The organism is Mycobacterium sp. IDUB_1 (genome assembly GCF_055419625.1).
On record NZ_JBVAYA010000004.1, the window covers coordinates 44,300 to 67,233 of the forward strand.

Annotated in this window: 16 protein-coding genes and 1 pseudogene; 13 read left to right on the forward strand and 4 right to left on the reverse strand. The window is 68.1% G+C overall.

Features of this window, described 5'->3' with window-relative positions; translation table 11 throughout:
* Positions 1 to 30: 30 nt before the first annotated feature.
* The 8 genes and pseudogenes from ACZYYX_RS21035 (at position 31) to ACZYYX_RS21070 (ending at position 11,275) form a co-directional block, all read left to right on the forward strand.
* Positions 31 to 4,302: an AAA family ATPase gene (locus tag ACZYYX_RS21035; protein ID WP_463817163.1), complete on the forward strand. Its 4,272-nt coding sequence runs from the start codon at positions 31 to 33 to the stop codon at positions 4,300 to 4,302.
* 54 nt (positions 4,303 to 4,356) lie between these two features.
* Positions 4,357 to 5,142, forward strand: a complete 786-nt coding sequence (locus ACZYYX_RS21040; RefSeq protein WP_463816571.1) for a hypothetical protein — start codon at positions 4,357 to 4,359, stop codon at positions 5,140 to 5,142.
* A complete protein-coding gene (locus ACZYYX_RS21045; RefSeq protein WP_463816572.1) occupies positions 5,139 to 6,323 on the forward strand; it encodes a polyprenyl synthetase family protein in 1,185 nt (394 codons plus the stop codon). The genes ACZYYX_RS21040 and ACZYYX_RS21045 overlap by 4 nt, the downstream gene beginning before the upstream one ends.
* Positions 6,320 to 6,775 (forward strand): hypothetical protein, encoded by a 456-nt coding sequence (locus ACZYYX_RS21050; protein WP_463816573.1) that lies wholly within the window; start codon positions 6,320 to 6,322, stop codon positions 6,773 to 6,775. Before ACZYYX_RS21045 ends, ACZYYX_RS21050 begins: the two co-directional genes overlap by 4 nt.
* Entirely contained in the window at positions 6,772 to 7,029 is a 258-nt protein-coding gene (locus ACZYYX_RS21055) for a hypothetical protein (protein WP_463816574.1), read from the forward strand. The genes ACZYYX_RS21050 and ACZYYX_RS21055 overlap by 4 nt, the downstream gene beginning before the upstream one ends.
* On the forward strand, positions 7,026 to 8,024 hold the full coding sequence (locus ACZYYX_RS21060; protein ID WP_463816575.1) for a hypothetical protein: 999 nt from the start codon (positions 7,026 to 7,028) through the stop codon (positions 8,022 to 8,024). Before ACZYYX_RS21055 ends, ACZYYX_RS21060 begins: the two co-directional genes overlap by 4 nt.
* Positions 8,017 to 8,418 (forward strand): SCP-2 sterol transfer family protein, encoded by a 402-nt coding sequence (locus ACZYYX_RS21065; RefSeq protein WP_463816576.1) that lies wholly within the window; start codon positions 8,017 to 8,019, stop codon positions 8,416 to 8,418. Before ACZYYX_RS21060 ends, ACZYYX_RS21065 begins: the two co-directional genes overlap by 8 nt.
* Positions 8,415 to 11,275, forward strand: a pseudogene (locus tag ACZYYX_RS21070) (FAD-dependent oxidoreductase). Before ACZYYX_RS21065 ends, ACZYYX_RS21070 begins: the two are co-directional and overlap by 4 nt.
* 3 nt (positions 11,276 to 11,278) lie before the next feature.
* Here ACZYYX_RS21070 and aspS read toward each other — a convergent pair.
* Entirely contained in the window at positions 11,279 to 13,069 is a 1,791-nt protein-coding gene (gene aspS, locus ACZYYX_RS21075; RefSeq protein ID WP_463817165.1) for an aspartate--tRNA ligase, read from the reverse strand.
* 54 nt (positions 13,070 to 13,123) lie between these two features.
* On the opposite strand from aspS, the gene ACZYYX_RS21080 reads away from it, so the two are divergent.
* A complete protein-coding gene (locus ACZYYX_RS21080) occupies positions 13,124 to 13,621 on the forward strand; it encodes an SRPBCC family protein (protein ID WP_463816577.1) in 498 nt (165 codons plus the stop codon).
* Here ACZYYX_RS21080 and ACZYYX_RS21085 read toward each other — a convergent pair.
* The gene (locus ACZYYX_RS21085; protein WP_463816578.1) at positions 13,615 to 15,192 is read right to left on the reverse strand and encodes a carboxylesterase/lipase family protein; all 1,578 of its coding nucleotides are present in this window, start codon (positions 15,190 to 15,192) and stop codon (positions 13,615 to 13,617) included. The two genes, ACZYYX_RS21080 and ACZYYX_RS21085, sit on opposite strands and share 7 nt — an antisense overlap.
* On the opposite strand from ACZYYX_RS21085, the gene ypfJ reads away from it, so the two are divergent.
* Complete coding sequence (ypfJ, locus tag ACZYYX_RS21090) at positions 15,173 to 16,060, forward strand: KPN_02809 family neutral zinc metallopeptidase (protein ID WP_463816579.1); 888 nt, start codon at positions 15,173 to 15,175, stop codon at positions 16,058 to 16,060. The two genes, ACZYYX_RS21085 and ypfJ, sit on opposite strands and share 20 nt — an antisense overlap.
* Positions 16,053 to 17,684: a DUF885 domain-containing protein gene (locus tag ACZYYX_RS21095; RefSeq protein WP_463816580.1), complete on the forward strand. Its 1,632-nt coding sequence runs from the start codon at positions 16,053 to 16,055 to the stop codon at positions 17,682 to 17,684. The genes ypfJ and ACZYYX_RS21095 overlap by 8 nt, the downstream gene beginning before the upstream one ends.
* Before the next feature lie 3 nt (positions 17,685 to 17,687).
* Here the strand turns inward: ACZYYX_RS21095 and ACZYYX_RS21100 are convergent, their stop codons facing one another.
* The gene (locus ACZYYX_RS21100) at positions 17,688 to 18,707 is read right to left on the reverse strand and encodes an Rv2578c family radical SAM protein (protein ID WP_463816581.1); all 1,020 of its coding nucleotides are present in this window, start codon (positions 18,705 to 18,707) and stop codon (positions 17,688 to 17,690) included.
* A gap of 56 nt (positions 18,708 to 18,763) precedes the next feature.
* Between ACZYYX_RS21100 and helR the strand changes: the two genes are divergently transcribed.
* Positions 18,764 to 20,956, forward strand: a complete 2,193-nt coding sequence (helR, locus tag ACZYYX_RS21105; protein WP_463816582.1) for an RNA polymerase recycling motor ATPase HelR — start codon at positions 18,764 to 18,766, stop codon at positions 20,954 to 20,956.
* 1 nt (position 20,957) lies between these two features.
* Here helR and ACZYYX_RS21110 read toward each other — a convergent pair whose 3' ends face one another.
* Entirely contained in the window at positions 20,958 to 21,389 is a 432-nt protein-coding gene (locus ACZYYX_RS21110) for a hypothetical protein (RefSeq protein ID WP_463816583.1), read from the reverse strand.
* Positions 21,390 to 21,665: 276 nt separating this feature from the next.
* Between ACZYYX_RS21110 and urtA the strand changes: the two genes are divergently transcribed.
* Entirely contained in the window at positions 21,666 to 22,931 is a 1,266-nt protein-coding gene (gene urtA, locus ACZYYX_RS21115; protein ID WP_463816584.1) for an urea ABC transporter substrate-binding protein, read from the forward strand.
* The last annotated feature ends 3 nt before the right edge of the window (positions 22,932 to 22,934 follow it).

Genomic DNA, 22,934 nt, shown 5'->3' on the forward strand with positions numbered 1-22,934 from the left:
ACAAGGAGGCGCGGCACCGTGGACGTTCCGTTGCTCGACATCGACGGTCGCGTCGTCGGCAGACGGCGCGAACTCGCCGAGTTGCGCGACGCTGTCGAAGATGCGGAGCGCCGCGGCGGCACCTGCGTCCTGCTGCGGGGCGCCCCCGGAGTCGGCAAGTCGACGGTCTTGCAGGCCTTCGGCGACGAAGTCGCCTCGCGTGACTGCATTTTCGCCTACGGTCGCTGCCGCGAGGGCGCGCCGTCCCCCTACAGTGCACTCGGCGATGCCCTGAAACAGCTGGCAGAGAACATGGAGGCGATGCCGGCCGCCGAACGGGACCGGTGGCGGACCAGCCTGACGCAAGTCTCGACGTCGTTGCCCGGAGTCCTCGCCGAACTCGTTCCCGGCCTGACCGCCTCGCTCGGACCGGCCGCACCTGTGCCCGATGTCGATGCGGCCGACGCACGCCATCGCCTGCACCGCGCGGCCATCCAACTGGTGTCGGTGACCGCGCGGTACCGCACCGTGGTGTTGGCGGTCGACGACCTGCAGTGGGCCGACCGAGATTCGCTGCTGTTGCTCGTGGAGTTGCTGGCGGTGGCGCCGCGCAACGTTCTCGTCGTCGGCACCCATCGCACGGGCGAGTTCGACGCTGAGGCGGACTTCGCGTCGGCCACGATCGTGGACCTGTCGCTGATGAGCGTCACCGAGACCGAAGAAATGCTCGCCGCCGCGGCCGGTGATGGCGCGGAACTCGCCGACGTCGCCGCCGAGTTCCACCACCGCACCGGGGGCAACCCGCTGCAGATTCGCCAGCTCCTGCACCGCGCGCAACACGACGGGGCCCTGATCCCGCCCGATGACGGTCGACGGCCGGGGTGGGACCTGCGCGTGTTGGCGTCGATCGAGGTGTCGGCAACGGAGGCCGAGTTCCTGGGCAACCATCTGCGACTGCTGCGTCCGATGGACAGGGCCGTTCTCGGTGCCCTGGCGTTCATCGGCGGCGAGTTCGATCTCTCCGACGCGATCGCGGCGGCCGGACAGCCCGCCGAGGTGGTGTCGCGCGCGCTGTGGTCGAGCATGGAACTGCGGGTGATCGAGGCGCTGGACGAGCACGGTCGCCGAATCGGCAACGCGATACGCCGCGATGCCCGGTACCGCTTCTGCCACGATCGGGTGGCCGAGACCGCCCGCGCCGGGATGTCGGACGACGATCGGCGGGCGGCGCACCTGCGTCTCGGCCGCCGGCTGACCGGCCTCGGCGATGCACGGTTGTTCGAGGCCGCCCGCCATCTCGGTATCGGGGGGTTGAGCCTTCCCGAGAACGACGAGGAGCGGCTGACGTTCACCGACGTGCTCGGACGCGCCGCCGCTCGAGCGCGCGCGCAGGCCTCGTTCCCTCTGGCGCTCACCTACTGCCGAGCCGGTCTGGAGCTGCTCGGCGCCGATCGGTGGACCGCGCACTTCGCCACTACCCGCGAGCTGTACCTCAATGCCGCCGACGCGGCCTTGCTGGTGGGTGACTACACCGGGCTGCACGCGCTGCTCGACGAGGCCGCCCCGCACCTGCCCGAGCCGTCCGACCACCTGCGGCTGGCCTATTTGCGGGTCAAGAGCCTCTTCGCGGTGGACCGTCCACAGGAGGCGATGGACGCCGGGCTGCGCGCGCTGTCCGAGTTCGGTGAGCCCATTCCCACCGACGCAGGCAAGCCCCGGATGGCCAATGCCGTGTTGCGTATGCGGTGGGCGATGAGCCGGTGGAGCAACGCGAAACTGTTGGCCTTGCCACGGTGTGACGATCCCCTCGTGGTGGAGAAGCAACGCATGGCGGTCACCCTCTGCCACGAGTCGTACAACGTGCGGCCCAATCTCTTCCCGCTGCTGGTCCGAAAGCAATTGGGACTCATGCTCGCTCACGGGCACACCCGGTCATCTCCTCGCGTACTCGCCAATTACGCTCTGCTGCTGGTGATCCTGGGCGACACCGTGGGTGCGCAACGGTTCGGCGAAGCCGGGATGGCACTCACCCAGCGGCCGCAGTACCGAGCCGCAGTTCCCGAGACCACCTTTCTCTACTACTGCTTCGTCCGGCACTGGCGTCATCCGGTGCGCAGCGGATTGGGGGACCTGCGCGAGGCAGTCACGGCGGCTCTGGATCAGGGCGACCAGGAAATCGCGGGATTCCTCGCCGCAACGCTTCTCTCGCAGGCGTTCTGGGCGGGCACGCCGTTGGGTGACATCGACATGCTGGCCCGCTCGCTGATTCCCGACGTGCGTTCGCTACCCGTGCCCAAAAGGCTCCTGCAGGCGATGCAGCAGATGGCCCTGAATCTGATGGGCCGGTCCGATGACGTCCTGTTGCTCGCCGGTGAGAGCGGTTACGACGAACGCGAAGTCCTGCCGGCGGCCGAACGCGAGGGCGAGCAGGTGATTCTCAACAATGCGGCGATCAACCGCCAGGGCCTGCACTTCTGGTCGGGCGACCACGCCGGCGCCGTCGAGGCGACCGAAGAGATCATGGCGCACCCTGACGGGATGGTCGGCTCAGTCATCGCTCCACTCGTGCACATGATCGGCGCGCTGAGCATGATGGCCGAGAACCCACGGGGTCGGTCCACCGCACACTTCGTGCGTCGGACGCTGGCGATGTACCGCAAGGCTGCCGATGGGGCTCCGGAGAACCACGCTGCGGCACACGCTCTCGTCGAGGGGGCGTGGGCACGGACGCGCGGGAAGTACGACGCCGCCGAACGGCATCTGCATCAAGCCATCCAGCTCGCTCAGGACCACAACCTGCCGATGATCAGCGCACGTGCCCACGAGGAGGCGGCAGACGTCTACGCCGAGACTGGCCGTACGACCTTCCGGGACCACATGCTGCACTCTGCGTACCAGACGTGGGTAAGCCTCGGGCTCACTGTCAGGACGGACTGGCTCGCCCGCAAACATCCGTGGCTGCTGGGCCGCGAGCTGGTGCGATCGACGACAGCCGGTGTCGACCCCGTTGTCGCACACCAACTTCTGAGAGCCTTGTCCGGAGCCGGAACCGAAGAGGACGTCAACCGCATCATTCTACAGTCGGTGGCCGACACGACGGGTGCGGGCACAGTGCTCCTGCTGACCGGTCCGGCAGAGGCGCTCGTGGTGCGGGCGTGGTATCGCGACGGCCGCGTCCGCACCGGGGTTGGCGCCGAACCGTCGGACGCCGAGCTCGTCAACCGGGCGGCTCGCAGCAACGATCCACAGGCATCTGACGCGTCGGATCGAGCGCTGGCCGTGCCGATTCGACTGCACGGCAACCTGGTCGGCGTCATCTACGCCGAGCACGAGAGGACCGGCGACCGCTTCACCACAGGTGAACGAGAGGCGCTCGCCTTCCTGTGCGCTCAAGCCGCCGCACCGCTGTGGAACCTCCAGTTGGAGGCTGCGCTCCGGGCAGCCGACGAATACCGGCAGTCGCTCATCGATGCCCAATCCCGATTCGTCCCCAATGAGGTTCTGCGCATCCTCGACATCGACGATCTGCGCCGCGTGCGCGCGGGTCATCGGGTCGAGCGGGAGATGACCGTGCTCATCAGCGACATCCGCGGCTACACCACGATGCTCGAGGACATGGACATCAACGAGGCAGGCGACCTCGCGATGGGTTTTTTGCGCGCTGTGGAGCTGCCCATCGTCAGCTGCAACGGTTTGGTCCAAGACGTCCGCGGTGACGAGATCCTCGCGATCTTCGAATCACCATCCGACGCTCTCCGGGCCGGTCTGGCGATGCTGCGCGCGTTGCGCGAACACAACGAGGAACGCGCGGCGCGGGGCTCAGAGGAGCTCCGAGTGGGGATCGGAATCAACACCGGCATGGTCGGTGTCGGATTGGTCGGCGGCGTGAACCGCATGGTTCTGACGGTGATCGGTGACGCGGTGAATCTCGCGGCACGCATCGAGAGCCTCACGAAGCGTTATGGATCCGCTGTGCTGATGTCCGATGCAACGCAGGCGCGGCTGACAGATTCGGATCGCTTCGACATCCGCCGGATGGAGCGCGTCATGGTGGTCAACCGACGCCGCCCGGTGACCATTTTCGAGGTGTACGACGATGATCCGGACCCCGTGAGATCTGCCAAGCGCGCCGCTCAGGCCGTCTACGACGAGGCGTTCACCCTGTTCGACTCCGGCGAGGTCGAGGGTGCCCACCGAGCGTTCACCCGGTGTCAGGAGTTGCTGCCGGACGATCCGGTGGCGCCTCTGCACCTCGCGCACTGCGACGCGATGGCGCGCGGCGAGATGCGTCCGGGCCAAGACGTGATGCTGCAGCAGAAGTGAGCACTATCCATCGGTCATCTGGAGTGTCATGATGATTTTCACAGGGGGGCAGACATGTATCTGAGTGCGCAGCAGCTGGCCATGGCGAATCAGGCTGTGCTGGAAACCTTCGAGAACTGTTGTGTTGCCTGGCAGTCGATTCCCCGTTGGGACACCGGCGATCCGTCGCGCACCGAGGTGCCGGCCGACGATGTCAACGCCGCGCAGCCCGGCGTGATCGCGGTCGGAGCGGGTTGGTCCGTCCCTTTCGACGTGACTCTGGCCACCGCGACCTCCTCGTCGCCCACCGCGCTGCTCAACCTCGCCATCAAACGCGCTGGCGACCTCGCAGCGCTGGTCGACCAGGACGTTGCCGTGGCGCTGGCAGGCAACTCAACGCCGGAGATCCTCGACACCACAGACGAGGGCACGCTCCTCGGCAGCCTCATCGATGCGCGTGTACTCGTCGAGCAGGGCGGCTTCCGCGCTCCAGGTTGCCTGCTCACCAATACCAGCGGCCTGAAGGTGCTGAGCAAGTTCGTCGGCGGCTATTCGATCCTCCAGTCCCTGCTCGATGGGGCGAACATCGGCTCGTTGCATCGCGTGGAGCAGCTCGAAAACCCCATCGCAAACAATGATCCCGCGCGAGCCGTTCTCGTGGGCCGCCGTCAGCGCATAGCACAGGGCGCCGCCGGAGACGCCTCCCCCGGCGAAGAGCCGGTGGACCTCGCGGTCACAGTACCCCCGAGCCTGGAAGTGGTCGGGGAGAACGGCGACAACAAGCTCCGTCTTGCAGTGCGCGTGAAAGCTGTTCTCCGAGTCAAGGATTCAAGCGGCCTGGTTTTGCTCAGCGCGCCATGACAGTGATCGACCCGGATACGTCCGCGGCCCCACGCGCCGGCAATTCGCTCGACGATTACCTCGAACTGTGCAAAGGGGCCTGTGACGCGGAGATCGGCCGCCTCTTCGGAGCCGAGCAGCCCGCGGTCGGGGGGTTGTACGAGCTGGTCCTCGACTACCCCCGTCGCGGGGGTAAAGCGTTACGTCCCTCGCTCAGCATCGCCATGTGTCTCGGCCTCGGCGGCCACCTCGACGCCGTGCTGCCGACTGCAGCCACCCTAGAGCTCTATCACAACGCTTTCCTCATCCACGACGACATCGAAGACGAATCATGGTGGCGGCGCGGCAAACCCACCCTCCACATCGACCACGGCATCCCGGTGGCCGTCAACGTCGGTGACGCCATGCTGTCGCTGTCCCTGCAGCCTCTGCTCGACAATGTCGAGCGCATCGGTCTGGGTCCTGCCCTGCGTGTCCTGCGTGCTGTGTCGCACATGACCCGCCGAACGGTCGAGGGCCAGGCGATCGAATTGGACTGGGTGCGATCCAACGCCTGGCACCTGGACGACTCGGATTACCTCACGATGGTCGAACTGAAGACCAGCTGGTACTCCTTCATCACGCCTCTTCAGGTGGGTGCCATCGCCGCCGGCGAGAGCGCCGGGCGGCTCGCGCCTCTGGAAGCCCTTGGCCGGCACCTCGGGGCCGCGTTCCAGATCACCGACGACCTGCTCAATCTGCGTGCCGACCCCGACGTCTACGGAAAGGAGATCGGCGGCGATCTCTGGGAGGGCAAGCGCACATTGATGCTTCTGCATGTGTTGCGCCGCGCCCGCCCGTCCGATCGGGAACGCGCCCTTCACATCCTGGCCAAGCGTCGCCCGACCACCGACAGTGAATCCGGCCTGCTGGAACTCCTGGACAAGCTGGCGCGACGCGGTGAGCTCTCAGGCAGCGGCCGCGACTCCATCCGCATGTACCTGAGCGCACAACATGTCTCGGACCCCAAGACACTCGACGACATCCGGTGGCTGCATCGACTCATGGTCGACGTGGGGTCGCTGGTACACGCCAAGAAGGTCGCGGCTCACCACGCACGCGAAGCTGCCGCGATCCTCGCCGATCTCGACTGGCTTCCGCCGAGCCACCACCGCGACGCTCTTGTCAGCGTCGTCGATTATGTGCACGGGCGGACCCGGTGAAACCCGAGGAACTGATCGCCGCGCTCGCCGAGTTGGAACGCGTCCGCGAATCCGTGCTGGATCTGGTCGAGCAACAGGCCCCAGGACTGCACCCGCAACCGCCTGAGGAGTCCGGCGCCCACCGCACCACCTACGAACTGCTGCTCGGACTGCGCCGCGCCGTGCTCGGCAGTCCGGCGGCCGCTCGCCACGTCCACGACGTCCTCGTCGCTCAGGGGCGCCGCTACGCCGAGACACCGGAGGGAGCACAGCTGCGCGACGCACTCGCGTCATCGGAAGCAGTCGAAAACCTACGGATGGTCTGGGAGACCGTGAGCCTCAACGTGCTCGACGGTCCCGCGCAGCCGGGTTGCCCGCCGGATGCCTGGGCGACCCTGTTCGCCGACACGGTCGTCGCCGACGGCCTCGACGATGCGGTTCTGTCCCGGTTCCGGCCAGAAGGCTTCGCATGACGCTCTCTGATCCCCGCCCGGCGCTCGCCGAACACAGCTCACTCATCGGCTACCTGATGGGTGTCGTGGCGGCGGCCAAGGCGGTCGAAGCGCTCGCATCTGACACTGGCCACCAAACCCTGAGTGCGGCTGATGACTTCGTTCACATGCTGGTCGGGGTCGCGAGCCTGGGCAGGTCGATCGAGAACCTCGCCTCTGTGATGCCTGGTGACGACATGCCGGCGGTGCGGGAACCCACGAGGTGGCTGCGGTGACGGCGACACTCTCGCGCAGCGACTTCATCCGCGCGCCGTTGCTGGCCCGAGCGGATCCGAGTGATTACAAGGAATGGCAGCACTTCATCGTCCACGGACCGGACTGCCATGTGCTCATCAACTTCAGCCTCAGCGGCGACTTTTCGTCCAGAATGATCGTCATCGCCCTCGATCGACGGTGGACCGGAGCCGTCGAACGCTTCGACGCATCGTCGGTGCAGGTATCCCCCGATCTCGGCGAGCTGACGATCGGAACCAACGGCGTGCGAGTGACCCCTGACGGCTACCAGGTGTCGATCGACCTACCCCGCAGCAGAATTCACGGACAGCTGACGTTCACCCCCAGAAGCCGACCGTTCGTGGTCAACAACCAGGCGGTCGGTGAGGGCCGGATGAGTTGGCTGTTCGTGCCGCGCCTCCACGCGGCGGGCCGGCTCCACATCGACGGCCGCGACATGGTCTTCGACGATGACCTCGCCTACCACGACCACAATTGGGGACGCTTCCGATGGGGCGGTGATTTCGGCTGGACCTGGGGCACGATCGTGCCCACGGAGCGCGACAACCCATGGTCGATCGTAATGCTGCAGATGACCGATCGACGGCGTCTGCGGTTCACCTCCCAAGCGGTGTACGTATGGCACCGGGACGAACCTGCCGCGATGCTGCTGCGCTCCGCGGTCACCACCCGGGTTCACGGCGCGCTGTCGCGCCCGCCCGACTGCACGCTGCCGCCAGCATTGGGCCTCGTCGTCGACGGCAGGGCGCCGGGCGTGCCCGAACGCCTGGAGATCTTTGCGGAGCGTCACGGCGACACCGTGCACGCCGACGTCCACCCCACCTCCTACGCGCGACTGGCTCATCCGTCCGACGTTGCGCTCGACGCGTGCACGGTTCTCTGCGAGGCCGGCGGCACCGCGCGTGTCACAGGCAACGTCGGCGGTCAGCGCATGGATTTCGACGGTGCTGCGGTATTCGAGTTTCTCTATGGCTGAACCGGTCTCGTCTCTGTTGCGCCGGTCGGTGGAGCACCTCGCCGAGGCGGTTCCAGCCAGCTATCGACTCATGGCGGACGCACTCGGATCCCTCGTGGTCGCACTCGAGGTGGACGGCGAACGGTTCTCGCTGATCGGCGGCGGCCGACTGACCGTCGCTGACGGACCGGCGCGCGCGAATGTCCGGATCGCCACCAGCCGAGCCGTCATCGTCGCCGTCCTCGACGCTGAAACGAGCCTGCAGGATGCCATCGACATCGGCACCGTGGACGTCAGAGGATCGTTGAACGACGTTGTGCGCACTCACGACACGCTGCGCGCCTACGTCCACGCTGCCGCGCGCGCTCCCGCGCAGTCCGAGTTGATCGACGCGTTGCGGGCGGACCCGACATGACACGGCCGATCACCACACCGGCGTCGCACGACCAGCGTCCCACGGTCGCGGTGCTCGGCGCGGGCATCGCTGGTCTGACCGCCGCCCACGAATTGGCCCTACGCGGCTTCGACGTCACGGTCTACGAGTACCGCGAGGACGAGCGCAACGGGCTCGCGACCGCGCCGCCGGGCATGCATCCGCCGGTCAAACTCGGAGGACTTGCCGCATCGCAGTTCTCGACAGCGGGCACCCACGATGGCAGCCCCGCGGAACTGAGGCCGTTCCCCGGTCGACGGGGCACCGCACAACCACCGGGGTGTGCAGTGGCCGGTGAGCATGGTTTCCGGTTCTTCCCCGCGTATTACCTCCACATCTGGGATCTGCTTCAACGAATCCCCGTCTACGAGTGTGCCGATGCGCAGATGTCCCGGTGGCAGTCCACCTCGCGGACCGTGATGGACAACGTCCGCCGGGTGATCACCCAGGGCACAACGGTTCCCGGCCAACCCTCGCTCGTCTTCCCGCGGGAACGACCGCGCAGCCTGGCCGAGTTCTTCAGCGTCGTCGCTCAGCTCAGGAAGCTCGGCTTGCCCGCCGAGGACATCGCCTATTTCCAGAGCCGACTCCTCCGTTTCCTCGTCACCAGCCCGCTGCGGCGCGGCGCTGAACTGGAGAACGTATCGAGCTACGACTTCTTCGTCGGCAAGGACAGCACCGGCCAGCCGCAGCACACGTACTCCCCCGACTTCGACCGCATGCTTCGCGACATGCCCCGGGTGCTCGTTGCCTTCGACCCGAATTGGGGTGACGCGCGCACCAACATCGTCAGCTATCTGCAGCTGTTCCTGAACATGGATCGCCACGACGACAAGGCCGACGGGGTCCTCAACGGACCGACGAGTGAGGCGTGGTTCGACCATTGGTACCGGCATCTTCTCTGCCTCGGAGTTCGATTCGTACATGCGGGCGCCGAGGATCTGGAACCGCCCGCGATCGACCTCACCCAGCCTGCTCATCTGCGGGCGCGGGTTCGAATCAGGTTGACCGACGGCGCACGACTGGCCCCCGACTACACCGTCGTCGCGGTGGATGCGCCTGCGGCGGAATGGCTCACGTCGTCGTTGCGCGACGCCGGTACCGGCGGAACGGTGGCAGGGCTGGACGGCTTCGCCACTTCGGTTCCGCCACCTGAGGAGCCGCTCCAACCCCAGCAGACGCGCCCGCCACACCGCCGGAACCCCTATCTGATCGACGAGGTGGGCCGAGTGCCGTGGGATCGGTTCCAGACCATGACGGGGATCCAGTTCTACTTCGACACCGAGTTCCAGTTGCTGCGCGGACACATGTACTACGCCGGCTCGGAGTGGGGCCTGTCCTCGATCAACCAGCAGGGCCTCTGGGAGAAGCAGCCGCAGTTGTCGCGCGACGGCCACATCTCCGTGATGTCGGTCGACATAGCCGATTTCAACACCCCGTCCACGTATCTCGTCGACGAGCTGGGCCGCGGAAAGACGGCGCGCGACTGCACACCGGACGAGATCGCCGCCGAAGTCTGGCGGCAATTGACCACGGCCCTGACCAACGACGCCGCCAACGGGCCAGACGCGTTGCTCCCACGGCCGGTCTGGTACGCCCTCGATCGGGGGCTCCGCACAGCGCGGCCCGGTCAGAGCGCCGGCCGCGTGGTGGGCAACGAAACCCCGTATCTGGTGCCCATCGTCGGCGACTGGGAGAACCGTCCCGGTGGCGATCCGTGGAATCCGCACGGGACGTCCATCGTCTACGAGTTCGCCTACAGCGACTGGTGCGCAGACGTGGAGACACGGCATGTGTGGCAGGCGCGTCACGGGGGCTACCAGGTCCATCACAACTCGGTGGTGTTCGCGGGCACGTGGAACCGCACGTTCACGCGATTGACGTCGATGGAAGCGGCGTGCGAGTCGGCCCGGCACGCGGTGAACGCGATCCTGGACCACTACGTGTGGGTCGAATCGGGCGGAGTGGACGAGCGGGAACACACCACGCTGCCGTGGCGGTTCCCGTACGGCTTCCTCGACCAGGGGTTGTCGAGTCCAGTCCGCATGCCGACACCGGCCGGCGACTACTGCTACATCTTCGACATCGAGAACCGCGAACCTGCCGATACCCGGCCGCTGCGCATCCTCGATTCGCAATACTTTCAGCAATCGCTGCCACACCCACTGGACACCCTGATCGCACCCTTTGGAGGTCGAACATGACCGTGCCGGCCGACGACAACCACCAGCTGCAGGCCCATCTGCAGGCCTGGCGCCAACTGCTCGACGCACTGGCAGCGCTGGCTTCCACCGTCCCGAACCTCGGGCCGAGCATCGGGCCCAGCCCGGCGATGCCACTCGGATTTCCGCCGGCACCTCCCTCAGCCGATCCCACGCATCAGCTGTTCGGCTACATCCACGCCTGGCGCAACTACCTGGAGCAGTCAGTGGGGACTGTCAGCCGCGAACCGGGGAGCCGGGAGTCCGCGCCCACCGAGGACGGCTCGGCCCACGCCGAATCTCCGCCACGGCGCGGAGAGCCCGTCCCACCCGACGATTCCAGCGCCAGCAGATCGTCCAGAGCGTCCGCGTCACCATGGCCGCCGAACCGTCGGGCCGAACCGCCGAGCGACGAGTACGGAGGGCAAGTGTTCGGACTCGCCCCGCTGATCGGCGGCGAAGACGGGAGCCTGAACGTGCGTTCGGGCACACCGAAGCAGGCCGCTGTCATTGCCCGGGGGCAGCGGATCGCGAGACCGCCGGCCATGGAGGCCGCGGGCCCGACCGCACCGGTGCCCGACCTGAGCGCCGTGACCCGACAATTCAGGGGACTCGCCGGACGCGCCGGCCTCGAGTGACCGCTACTTGGACTCCGGCTTGGCGTCGATGCCGGATTCCTTGCGCTGCTGCGGCGTGATCGGCGCGGGCGCATCGGTCAGCGGGTCGACCCCACCGCCGGACTTCGGGAACGCGATCACTTCGCGAATCGAGTCCACCCCGGCGAGCAGCGCGACGATCCGGTCCCAGCCGAACGCGATACCGCCGTGCGGCGGCGCGCCGAAAGTGAAGGCGTCCAACAGGAATCCGAACTTGTCGGCGGCCTCGTCGTGGTCGATGCCCATCATCGCGAACACCCGCTCCTGGATGTCGCGGCGGTGGATACGGATCGAGCCGCCGCCGATCTCGTTGCCGTTGCAGACGATGTCGTAGGCGTTGGCCAACGCCGAGCCCGGATCGGTGTCGAACGTCGCCTCGGATTCGGGCGTGGGCGAGGTGAACGCGTGGTGCACCGCGGTCCAGGCGCCCGACCCGACGGCGACGTCACCGGATGCGGTCGCGTCGTCGGCCGGCTCGAACAGCGGCCAGTCCACCACCCAGGTGAACGCCCACGCGCTCGGATCGATCATGTCGAGACGCTTGGCGATCTCGATGCGGGTGGCGCCCAGCAGCGCCCGCGCCGCCTTCGGCGTACCCGCGGCGAAGAACACGCAGTCACCGGGATTCGCGCCGACATGGGCGGCCAGGCCGGCACGTTCGGTTTCGGACAGGTTCTTGGCGACCGGACCGGACAGCTCCCCGTCATCGCCGACCAACACGTAGGCCAGCCCCTTGTGGCCACGCTGCTTGGCGAACTCCTGCCAGCCGTCGAGCGTGCGCCGCGGCTGCGCGGCTCCGCCCGGCATCACCACCGCACCCACGTAGGGGGCCTGGAACACCCGGAACGGCGTGTCGGCGAAGTACTCGGTGCACTCCACGAGCTCCACCCCGAACCGCAGGTCGGGCTTGTCGCTGCCGAAGCGCCGCATCGCCTCGGCGTAGCTGATCCGCGGCAGCGGAGTCGGCAGGTCGTAGCCGATCAGCGCCCACAGCGCCCGCAGCACCTCTTCGGACACCGCCATCACGTCGTCGGCCTCGACGAAGCTCATCTCCATGTCGAGCTGGGTGAACTCGGGCTGGCGGTCGGCGCGGAAGTCCTCGTCGCGGTAGCAGCGCGCGATCTGGTAGTAGCGCTCCATGCCCGCGACCATCAGCAGCTGTTTGAACAGCTGCGGGCTCTGCGGCAGCGCGTAGAAGGACCCAGGCTGCAGGCGGGCGGGCACCAGGAAGTCGCGGGCACCCTCGGGGGTCGAGCGGGTCAGCGTCGGCGTCTCGATCTCGACGAAGTCGTGGTCAGCAAGGACTCCGCGGGCGGCGGCATTCACCCTGGAGCGCAGGCGGATTGCCTGCCCCGGGCCCTCGCGGCGCAGGTCCAGATAGCGGTACTTCAGGCGCGCTTCCTCGCCGGCGGTCTCGTCGAGCTGGAACGGCAGCGGTGCGCTCTCCCCCAGCACCGTCAACGACGTCGCGTTGACCTCGACCTCGCCGGTGGCGATCTCGGCGTTGGCATTGCCCTCGGGCCGGATCTCGACGACGCCGGTGACGGCAACGCAGAACTCCGAGCGCAGCCGGTGCGCCTGCTCGAGGACCGCCCCGTCCCGGAACACCACCTGGGCAACGCCTGATGAGTCACGCAGGTCGATGAAGATCACGCCGCCGTGGTCCCGGCGGCGCGCCACCCATCCGGCCAGCGTGACCGTCTGACCGGCGTCGGCGGCACGCAACGATCCGGCGGTGCGGGTACGCAGCACGAAGTACTCCTCAAAGACGGTGATGATCGACAAACCAGTCTAGAGGTGGGGTCTTCCGGCCTGACTAAGGTGCTGGCTATGCACGCCTGCGAACGCGTCGGCCTCGAGTTCCTGGACTCCGCGCCCTACCGCATCGTCAGCACGGTCGACCTCGCGATCACTCCGGAGCAGTTGTTCGAGGTGCTGGCCGACGAGAACTCCTGGCCGCACTGGGCCACGGTGATCACCAAGGTCACCTGGACCAGCCCGCCACCGCGCGGCGTCGGCACCACCCGCACCGTCGAGATGCGCGGTGGGCTCAGCGGCAAGGAGGAGTTCCTTGCCTGGGACACCTTCGAACGCATGGCTTTTCGCTTCAACGAGATCAGCACGTCCGCCATGGCGGCGTTCGCCGAGGACTATCGCGTGGTGCCGACATCGCGGGGGTGCCACCTGACCTGGATCATGGCGCTGCAGCCCGCGAACCTCGCCGGACGGGCCGGACTGACGCTGGGCGCGCCGGTGATGAACCGGATGTGCCAGCGCTTCCTGAACGAGCTGCGGCGCTACACCGACGAGCGGTTCGCCCGTCAGTAGATGCGGGCCCATGCGCTGCGGCGCACTCGATCCGGGTCTTCCTCGACCGCGTCCCGTCGCGTGGCGATCAGGCGGGTCCGACGATGCTCGACGTCGTAGAGAGGCCAGTTCGCCTCGTCGCGGACGCGATCGCTGCAGGCGAAGTCCAGCCAGGTGCGTTGCATGCGGACGCCCACCGACGGCGGGAAGCGCCGCCCGAGCGGATGCAGCTTGCGTCCGATGAAGGACGCGTAGCTGTGCTGTACGTGCACGATCTCGCTGCCGTGAGTGGCGCCGAGGCCGAGCAGGCGCAGGCTCAGCCCTGCGTGGTCGAACCGGTACATCCGGGCCGGCGCGCGTGAGCTGTAGGCGTCTGCGAATGCCCAGGCGGGCCCGCCGAACATCACGTCGGAGCCGATGGCGATGAGGGCGCTGCGCCGCGGATAGCGCGGATATGCTTGCAGCACAAAATTTTTGACGTCGGGGGCGACCCGGTCGAAGTAGGCGTGCACCGACTCCTTCGTGGTGGGCAGCATCGGCGGCCGGGTCCAGGCGAACATCGTGGCCTCGTGGCTGTTGGTGCCGATGATCAGCGGTACGCGGGCGATCTCGCCGGCGCGGGCCGCGTCGATCGGATGGCGGGGCAGCAGCTCGGTGCCGTGCGTGAGCCCGTAGGCCAACATGGGCGTCTGCGCCGCGCTCGCCAGCTGCACCTGACCGGCGGCGCGGCGCAGCTGCCGCTGCGGCAGTTCGGCCACCTCGGCCGCCGGCACACCGAGGTGGCCGAGGAAATCGCGGGCCCGCTCCGCACGTAACGCCCGGTCGGCGATCAGCGGCAAGGCGGGGCTCTGCGCGATCGCGCGGTGGAACAACCCGCTCGCCTGCGGACAGGCGAGCAGTGCCAGCACCGACGTCGCTCCGGCCGACTCCCCGAACACCGTGACGCGATCCGGATCTCCTCCGAACGACGCGATGTGCTCGCGCACCCAGCGCAGCGCAGCGAGTTGATCGCGCAGTGCCAGGTTGTCGTCGAAACCCGGACCCAGATCCCCGAGCTCGAGACCACCGAACACGCCGATCCGGTAGGTCACGTTGACGACGACGACGTTGCCGTTGGCCGCCAGGCGCGACCCGTTGTAGAGCTGGAACTGCCCGGCGCCGTAGACGAATGCCCCGCCGGGAATCCACACCATCACCGGCAGCGCGGCGGTGGTGTCCGGCGACCAGACCGTCACCGTCAGGCAGGCCTCGTCGCGGACCTTGGGATCGTCGCGGCCGCCCCCGACGAACGACGTGGTCTGCGGCGGCAGCGGCCCATGCTCGAGAGCATCGCGCACCCCGTCCCACGGCATCGGTGGCGCCGGAGCCAGGAACCGCCGCGGCCCGATCGGCTGCTGCGCGTACGGCACGCCGCGCCACACCCCGATGCCGCCCTCGATGTCGCCGCGCAGCTCACCCAGCGAGGTACGCACGACGGTGGATGGTCCGGCGACGACTGCCACAACGCGAATCGTAGTGTGCGATTCTTGACGGGCCCGGCATCCGGGCCCGGCGGCGAAGCGAGGTGGGGCCATGACCTTCAACGAGGGCATGCAGATCGATACCAGCACCACGTCGACCAGCGGGGGTGGTCGCGGTCCCGGCCGGGGTATCGCCGTCGGCGGCGGCCTGGGCGGCCTGCTGATCGTCGTCGTGGCGCTGTTCCTCGGGGTCGATCCCAGCTCGGTGGTACCGCAGCAGCAGGCCGGCCCGCAGACCGCCGACACCCCGGGCTTCGACACGAGCCAGTGCAAGACCGGCGCCGACGCGAACGCGATCGTGCAGTGCCGGGTGATCGCCACCGGCAACTCCGTCGACGGTGTGTGGGCCCAGCTGATGCCGGGCTACACCCGTCCGAAAGTGCGCCTGTTCACCGGACAGGTCGACACGGGGTGCGGTCCGGCCACCAGCGACGTGGGGCCGTTCTACTGCCCGGTGGATCAGACCGCGTACTTCGACACCGACTTCTTCGACGTGCTGACCACCCAATTCGGTTCCAGCGGAGGGCCGCTGGCCCAGGAGTACGTCGTCGCCCACGAATTCGGCCACCACGTCCAGAATCTCGAGGGCGTGCTGGGCCGGGCCCAGCAGGACCCGCAGGGCGCCACCGGCGCCGGGGTGCGCACCGAGTTGCAGGCCGACTGCTACGCGGGCGTCTGGGCGCACTTCGCGGCGATCACCAAGCAGGAGGGCACCGGGGTGCCGTTCTTGGAGCCGTTGAGCGACAAGGACATCGCCGATGCCCTCTCCGCGGCGGCATCCGTCGGTGACGACCGGATCCAGGAGTCCGCGACCGGGCGCGTCAACCCCGAATCCTGGACCCACGGCTCCTCCGAGCAGCGGCAGAAGTGGTTCACCACCGGCTACCAGACCGGTGACCCCGCCCAGTGCGACACGTTCGCGGCCCGCGACCTTGGGTAGGGCAGCCACGGCCGTCGACGCCGTCGCCGAACGCTATCTGGACACCTGGGCGCAATTGGACCCCTGCGGTGCAACGGAGGTCGGCATCGCCGGCTTCGACGACCAGGTCACCGACTACTCCCCCGACGGCTGCGCGGCCCGCGCCGACGCCGCGCGCGCCGGGCTGCGTGAGCTGGCCGGTACCGCACCGGCTGACGACGCCGACGTGGTGACCGCCGCCGCACTGACCGAACGCCTCACCGTGCTGGTCGACCTGCACGACGCGGGTCTCGATGTCGGCGAACTCAACGTGATCGCCTCACCGCTGCAGACGATGCGCGACGTGTTCGACCTGATGCCGACCGACACCGCCGACGACTGGGCCACGATCGCCCGGCGCCTGGCGCGGGTGCCCGAGCGCGTGTCGGGATACGCCGACGCGCTGCGCGCGGCGGTGTCGACGGGCCGCGCACCCGCGGCGCGCCAGATCCGCCGCGGCATCGCCCAGTCCGGCCAGATCCAGCGCCTCTACCTGGACATGGTCGCCGACGCGGTGCCCGACGATCTGACGCTGCACGCCGAGTTGCGCCGCTGCGCCGAGGACGCCGCCAACGCCTACGCCGCGCTGGTCGGAGTGTTCCGCGAGGAGATCGGCCCCCACGCCCGCGAGGTCGACGCCTGCGGTCGCGACGACTACGCGATGCTGTCCCGCTCGTTCCTCGGCGCCTCCGTGGACCTCGACGAGGCCTACGCCTGGGGCCTGGACCAGTTGAGCTCGATTGTCGCCGAACAGGATTCGATCGCCAACCGGCTGTATCCGGGGGCGAGCGCGAGCGAGGCGCTGCGGCGGCTCGATGACGAGGAACGGTATCTGGTGCACGGCACCGAGGCGCTGGCGCAGTGGATGCAGGACCTGTCCGACCGAGCCGTCGACGCACTGGCGGACACGCATTTCGAGATCGCGCCGCCGCTGCGCCGGCTGGAGTGCCGTATCGCGCCGACGAACACCGGCGGCATCTACTACACCGGCCCCTCCGAGGACCTGACCCGCCCGGGCCGGATGTGGTGGTCGGTGCCCGCCGGCGTGCGCACGTTCCACACCTGGCAGGAGATGACCACCGTTTTCCACGAGGGGGTTCCCGGTCATCATCTGCAGATCGGGCGCGCCGTCGTGTTGGCCGACGAACTCAACCGGTGGCGCCGGCTCGGCTGTTGGGTCTCCGGGCACGGCGAAGGCTGGGCGCTGTACGCCGAACGGTTGATGGCCGAACTGGGGTGGCTCGACGACGCAGGCAACCGGATGGGCATGCTCGACGCGCAACGCTTCCGAGCCGCGCGTGTGGTGATCGACATCGGTGTGCACTGCGGGCTGACCGCGCCGGACGGCGGCACCTGGGATGCCGCCCGGGCGTGGACGTTCCTGCAGTCCCACAGCGCGATGGCCGAGGAGAACCTGCGCTTCGAACTGGACCGCTACCTGGGGTGGCCGGGTCAGGCGCCGTCGTACGCGATCGGTCAGCGGATCTGGCAGGAACTGCGGGACACGGTGACGGAAAAGGGCGTGCCGCTCAAGGAGTTTCACCGGCGAGCGTTGGACCTGGGCGGGCTGCCGCTCGACGTCCTGCGCTCAGCGCTCCTCGACTGAGGATCAGAACAACGCCGGCTGGGCCGGGAGTGCCGGCGCTGGCGCGGGTCGGCGCGGGCCGGTTTGCCGAAACGAACGGCCCGGCCCCAAACCGTATTTCGCGACCAGCGGGGCGGCGCGCTGCGCGAGCATCGCCCGATAGTCGGCCGGCAGATAGGCGCCGCGCCGGTACAGCTGCCGATACTCGCCGACCAGATCCGGGTAGGTGGCCGCCAGCCAGTCCATGAACCAGCCGCGGGTGCTGCCGCGCAGATGCAGACCGAAGACCGTCACGCTCGTCGCACCCGCCGCCGCGATCCGGCCGAGCAGGTCGTCGAGATGAGCCACCGAATCGGTCAGCCGCGGCAGCACCGGGGCCACCATCACATGGCAGGGAAGGCCCGCCTCTCGAATCGCCGAGATCAACCCGAGCCGCGCCTGCGGCGTCGGCGTCCCGGGCTCGATCGCGCTGTGCAGCTCCGGATCTCCGACCGCGAGGGACACCGCGACACTGACGTCGACGCGCCGCATCGCGTCGGTGAGCAGCGGCAGATCGCGGCGCAGCAGCGTGCCCTTGGTGAGGATGGAGAACGGGGTGCCCGAGTCGGTGAGCGCGCCGATGATGCCCGGCATCAGCGCATACCGCCCCTCCGCCCGCTGGTAGGGATCGGTGTTGGTGCCCAGCGCGACGGTCTCGTGCGTCCACGAGGGGCGGCGCAGTTCGCGCCGCAACACCTCGGCCACGTTGGTCTTGACGACGACCTGGGAGTCGAAGTCCTGGCCGCTGTCGAAATCCAGGTACTCGTGCGTCGGGCGTGCGAAGCAGTACCGGCAGGCATGCGAGCAGCCGCGGTAGCCGTTGACGGTGTATTGGAACGGCAGCATCGAGGCCGCGGGCACCTTGTTCAGCGCCGACTTGCACAGTACCTCGTGAAACGTGATGCCCTGGAACTCCGGTGTCCGCACGCTGCGGACCAGACCGAGCCGCTGCAGACCGGGAAGAGCTCCGTCGTCGACATCGATGCTCTGACCGGACCACCGCATACCACCATGCGAACACATGTTCGAACCAGTGTCAAGCAAGTAGCGTGGTTGGCACCATGTCGACTGACGGCTACAACACCGAACTCGCCTCCGAACAGCGCTATGTCGCCACGCTCTACGACCGCCTCGATGCCGAACGCATCCGGGTCAGGGACCGCTACCGCGGCGCCCTGCGGGGCACCGGCGGCACCCTCGTCGAACGCGATGCCGAGGTGCGCGCACTGGCGCGACAGATGGCCCGGCTCAACGTCGCCGACAGCGGCCTGTGCTTCGGCCGGCTCGACAGCATCGACGGGGAGACGATCTACGTCGGACGCATCGGCATCCTCGACGAGGCGGATGACTTCACCTCGCTGCTCGTCGACTGGCGGGCGCCGGCCGCCCGCGCGTTCTACGTCGCCACCGGTGCGTCGCCGGAGAACATGCGGCGTCGCCGCCAGTTCCACACCATGGGCCGCCGTGTGCTCGACTTCACCGACGAGATCCTCGGCCGCCCTGACGCCGCAGAAGATCTCGACGGCCGGGGCACCGGCGACGCGGCGCTCCTCGCCGCGGTCAACGCGCCGCGCGGTGAGGGCATGCGCGACATCGTCGCCACCATCCAGGCCGAGCAGGACGAGATCATCCGTCTCGACCACGCCGGGGTGCTGGTCATCGAAGGCGGCCCGGGCACCGGCAAGACCGTCGTCGCGCTGCACCGGGTGGCCTACCTGCTCTACACCCAGCGCAAACGCATGGAGAGCCACGGCGTTCTCGTCGTCGGCCCCAACGCGGCGTTCCTGGACCACGTCGGGCGTGTGCTGCCGTCCCTGGGTGAGACCAATGTCGTGTTCATGACCACCGGCGACCTGTATCCGGGACTGGGGGTCGCCGCCCGGGACACCCCCGATGTCACCCGGGTGAAGGGCGCCCTCGACATGCTGAAGGTGCTCACGGCGGCCGTCGCCGACCGGCAGCGCGTTCCGGCCGAGCCGATCCCGATCGACTTGGCCGATGTCTCCGTGCGCATCGACCCGGACATCGCGCAGTGGGCCGTCGACGAGGCCCGCGCCAGCGGAAAAACCCACAACGACGCCAGGGCGGTGTTCGCCGACGTGCTGACGTGGGCGCTGACCGAACGCGCGATCGGCAAGATCGGCAAGGGTTGGTTGACCCGAGAGGACCGCAACGCGTGGGAGCACCTGCGCTCGGAACTGGTCGAGGAACTCGACGATCACGCCGGCTTCGCCGCGGCGCTCGACCGGCTGTGGCCGATGCTGACACCCGAAATGCTTCTGGCCGAGCTGTATTCGTCCCCTGAGCGGCTGAGTGCTGCCGGCGCTGACCCGATCCTGCTGCGCACCGATGGGCAGGCGTGGACGGTGTCCGACGTGCCGCTGCTCGATGAACTGGTCGACCTGCTGGGTCGCGACAAGAAGGCCGAGGCGGCCGCGGAGAAGGATCGCCGCGAGGAAGCCGCCTACGCCGCCGGGGTGCTGGACCTGATGATCGGCCGCGAGGACCTCATGGACGACGAGGACCAGCTGCTGGCTTCCGACGTGATCGCGGCCGAAGAGCTCGCCGAGCGCTTCGAACAACGCGACACCCGCGACCTCGCCGAACGTGCTGCCGCAGATCGGGATTGGACGTACGGGCACGTCGTGGTCGACGAAGCCCAAGAGCTCTCCGCGATGGAGTGGCGGGTGCTGATGCGGCGTTGCCCGCGCCGGTCGTTCACGATCGTCGGGGATCTGGCCCAGCGCCGCTCCGCCGCCGGCGTGACGTCCTGGCAGTCGATGCTCGAGCCGTATGTCAACCAGCGGTGGCTGTACCGCCCGCTGCTGACGAACTACCGCACCCCGAGCGAGATCATGGCCGTCGCCGCCGCGGTGCTCGCCGAGTTCGCCCCGGATGTGACACCGCCCGAATCGGTCCGCTCGTGCGGGGTGGCGCCGTGGTCACGCCGCGTCACCGAGGACCAACTGACTTCTGCCATCGAAGAATTCGTGCGCACCGAGGCGGCAATGGAAGGCACCAGCGTGGTCATCGGTCCGCCCGGCACCCCGGGCGCGGTCGCACCCGCGGACACCAAGGGGCTGGAGTACGACGCGGTGCTCGTCGTCTCCCCGGAGACGATCATGGCCGACGGCCCGCGCGGGGCCGCTGACCTGTACGTGGCACTGACCCGCGCCACCCAGCGGCTCGGCGTGCTACACACCGGAGCTCTGCCCGAGGCGCTGCGCGGACTGACCGAGCAGCGAACGGGTTAGCTCACCACTGGGCGCCCTGGCACAGCGGGCTGTAGGGGTGATCGCCCTGGATCACGATCTGCCCGTCGACGGCGACCTCGCAGTGCGCATTAGGCGCCGCCTGCCCGCCCTTGGTGGTGCTGCTCGCCCACACGTACGCCCACTGCGGATCGCTCAGCGTGGTCTCGAACGTCCACGGCTGTCCGGGTGCGATGGTGACGGAATCGCGCTTGATGTAGGCGTAGGCGTCGGCGTTGTAGGCCGCCTTGTCCGTCGGCTGGTTCACCAGATACGTCACGTCGAACTGGTACGGGCCGGCGGTGCTGATCGTGTAACGCACCTGATGACCGGCCGGCTGCGCACTGGCGACACCGGGACTCACCGCGGTGGACCCGAGCACGGACGCGGCCGCGACCATCAGGGACACCCCAACCTTGGCTGTAGCTGTTCGCATGTCGATCACATCGCCCGACGGTACCCAACCGTTACCGGCCTTCGATCGGTGTGGCCCCATAGCCGGTGAACGGCAAACCAACTCCCGCGCCAGCCAACAGGTTAACCGTGCCGTCACACACAGACATTTGACAGAAACACGGGCGCTCTAACGTCCGGAATCGACACCGACCCGTGTCGACAATCCCGCGTTCACCCGTCGCCCACCCATGGCGACACTGCATGTTCTGCGCAGGTGAACCCGGGTAAACACTGTCGACCATCAGAAAGGCCCTCTATGGAGCATCCTCGGCGCCACCCGTCCCGGCGCACCGCGCTCGCCGCGGGGAGCATCGTCGCGGCGGTCAGCTTGCTGGTAGCAGGCTGTGGAAGCAAGGCGAGTGAGTCAGATTCAGCAAATGCGGCGTCGTGCGTGGACACCTCCGGGTCCACCATCAAGGTCGGATCGCTGAACTCACTGTCGGGCACGATGGCGATTTCCGAGGTCACGGTCCGTGACTCCATCAAGCTGGCCGTCGACGAGATCAACGCCGCCGGCGGGGTGATGGGCAAGCAGATCCAGCTCGTCGGCGAGGACGGCGCGTCCGAACCCACCGTGTTCGCCGAGAAGGCCGAAAAGCTCATCAGCAGCGACTGCGTGGCCGCGGTGTTCGGCGGGTGGACCTCCTCCAGCCGCAAGGCCATGCTGCCCGTCTTCGAGTCCAACAACTCGCTGCTCTACTACCCGGTGCAGTACGAGGGCCTGGAATCGTCGCCGAACATCTTCTACACCGGCGCCACCACCAACCAGCAGATCGTGCCTGCGCTGGACTACCTCAAGGAGAAGGGCGTCAAGTCGCTCTACCTGGTGGGCAGCGACTACGTGTTCCCCCAGACGGCCAACCGCATCATCAAGGCCTACGCGGGCGCCAACGGCATCGAGATCAAGGGCGAGGACTACACGCCGCTGGGTTCGACGGACTTCTCGACCATCGTCAACAAGGTCCGCACCGCTGACGCCGACGCCGTGTTCAACACCCTCAACGGCGATTCGAACGTCGCGTTCTTCCGCGAGTACAAGAACGTCGGCCTGACCCCGCAGCAGATGCCGGTCGTGTCGGTGTCCATCGCCGAGGAAGAGGTCGGCGGCATCGGCGTGCAGAACATCACGGGGCAGCTGACGGCCTGGAACTACTACCAGACCATCGACACCCCGGTGAACAAGAAGTTCGTCGACGCCTACAAGAAGGCCTACGGCGCGAACAAGCCGACGTCGGACCCGATGGAAGCCGCCTACACCTCGGTGTACCTGTGGAAGAACACCGTCGAGAAGGCGAAGTCGTTCGAGACCAAGGCGATTCAGGACAACGCCGGCGGCGTCACGTTCGACGCGCCCGAAGGCCTCGTGACGATCGACGGCGAGAACCACCACATCACCAAAACCGCCCGCATCGGCGAGATCCGGCCCGACGGACTCATCTACACCGTGTGGCAGTCCCCCGGCCCGATCGAGCCCGATCCGTTCCTGAAGTCCTACCCGTGGGCCGCCGGCCTCTCCGGCTGACCC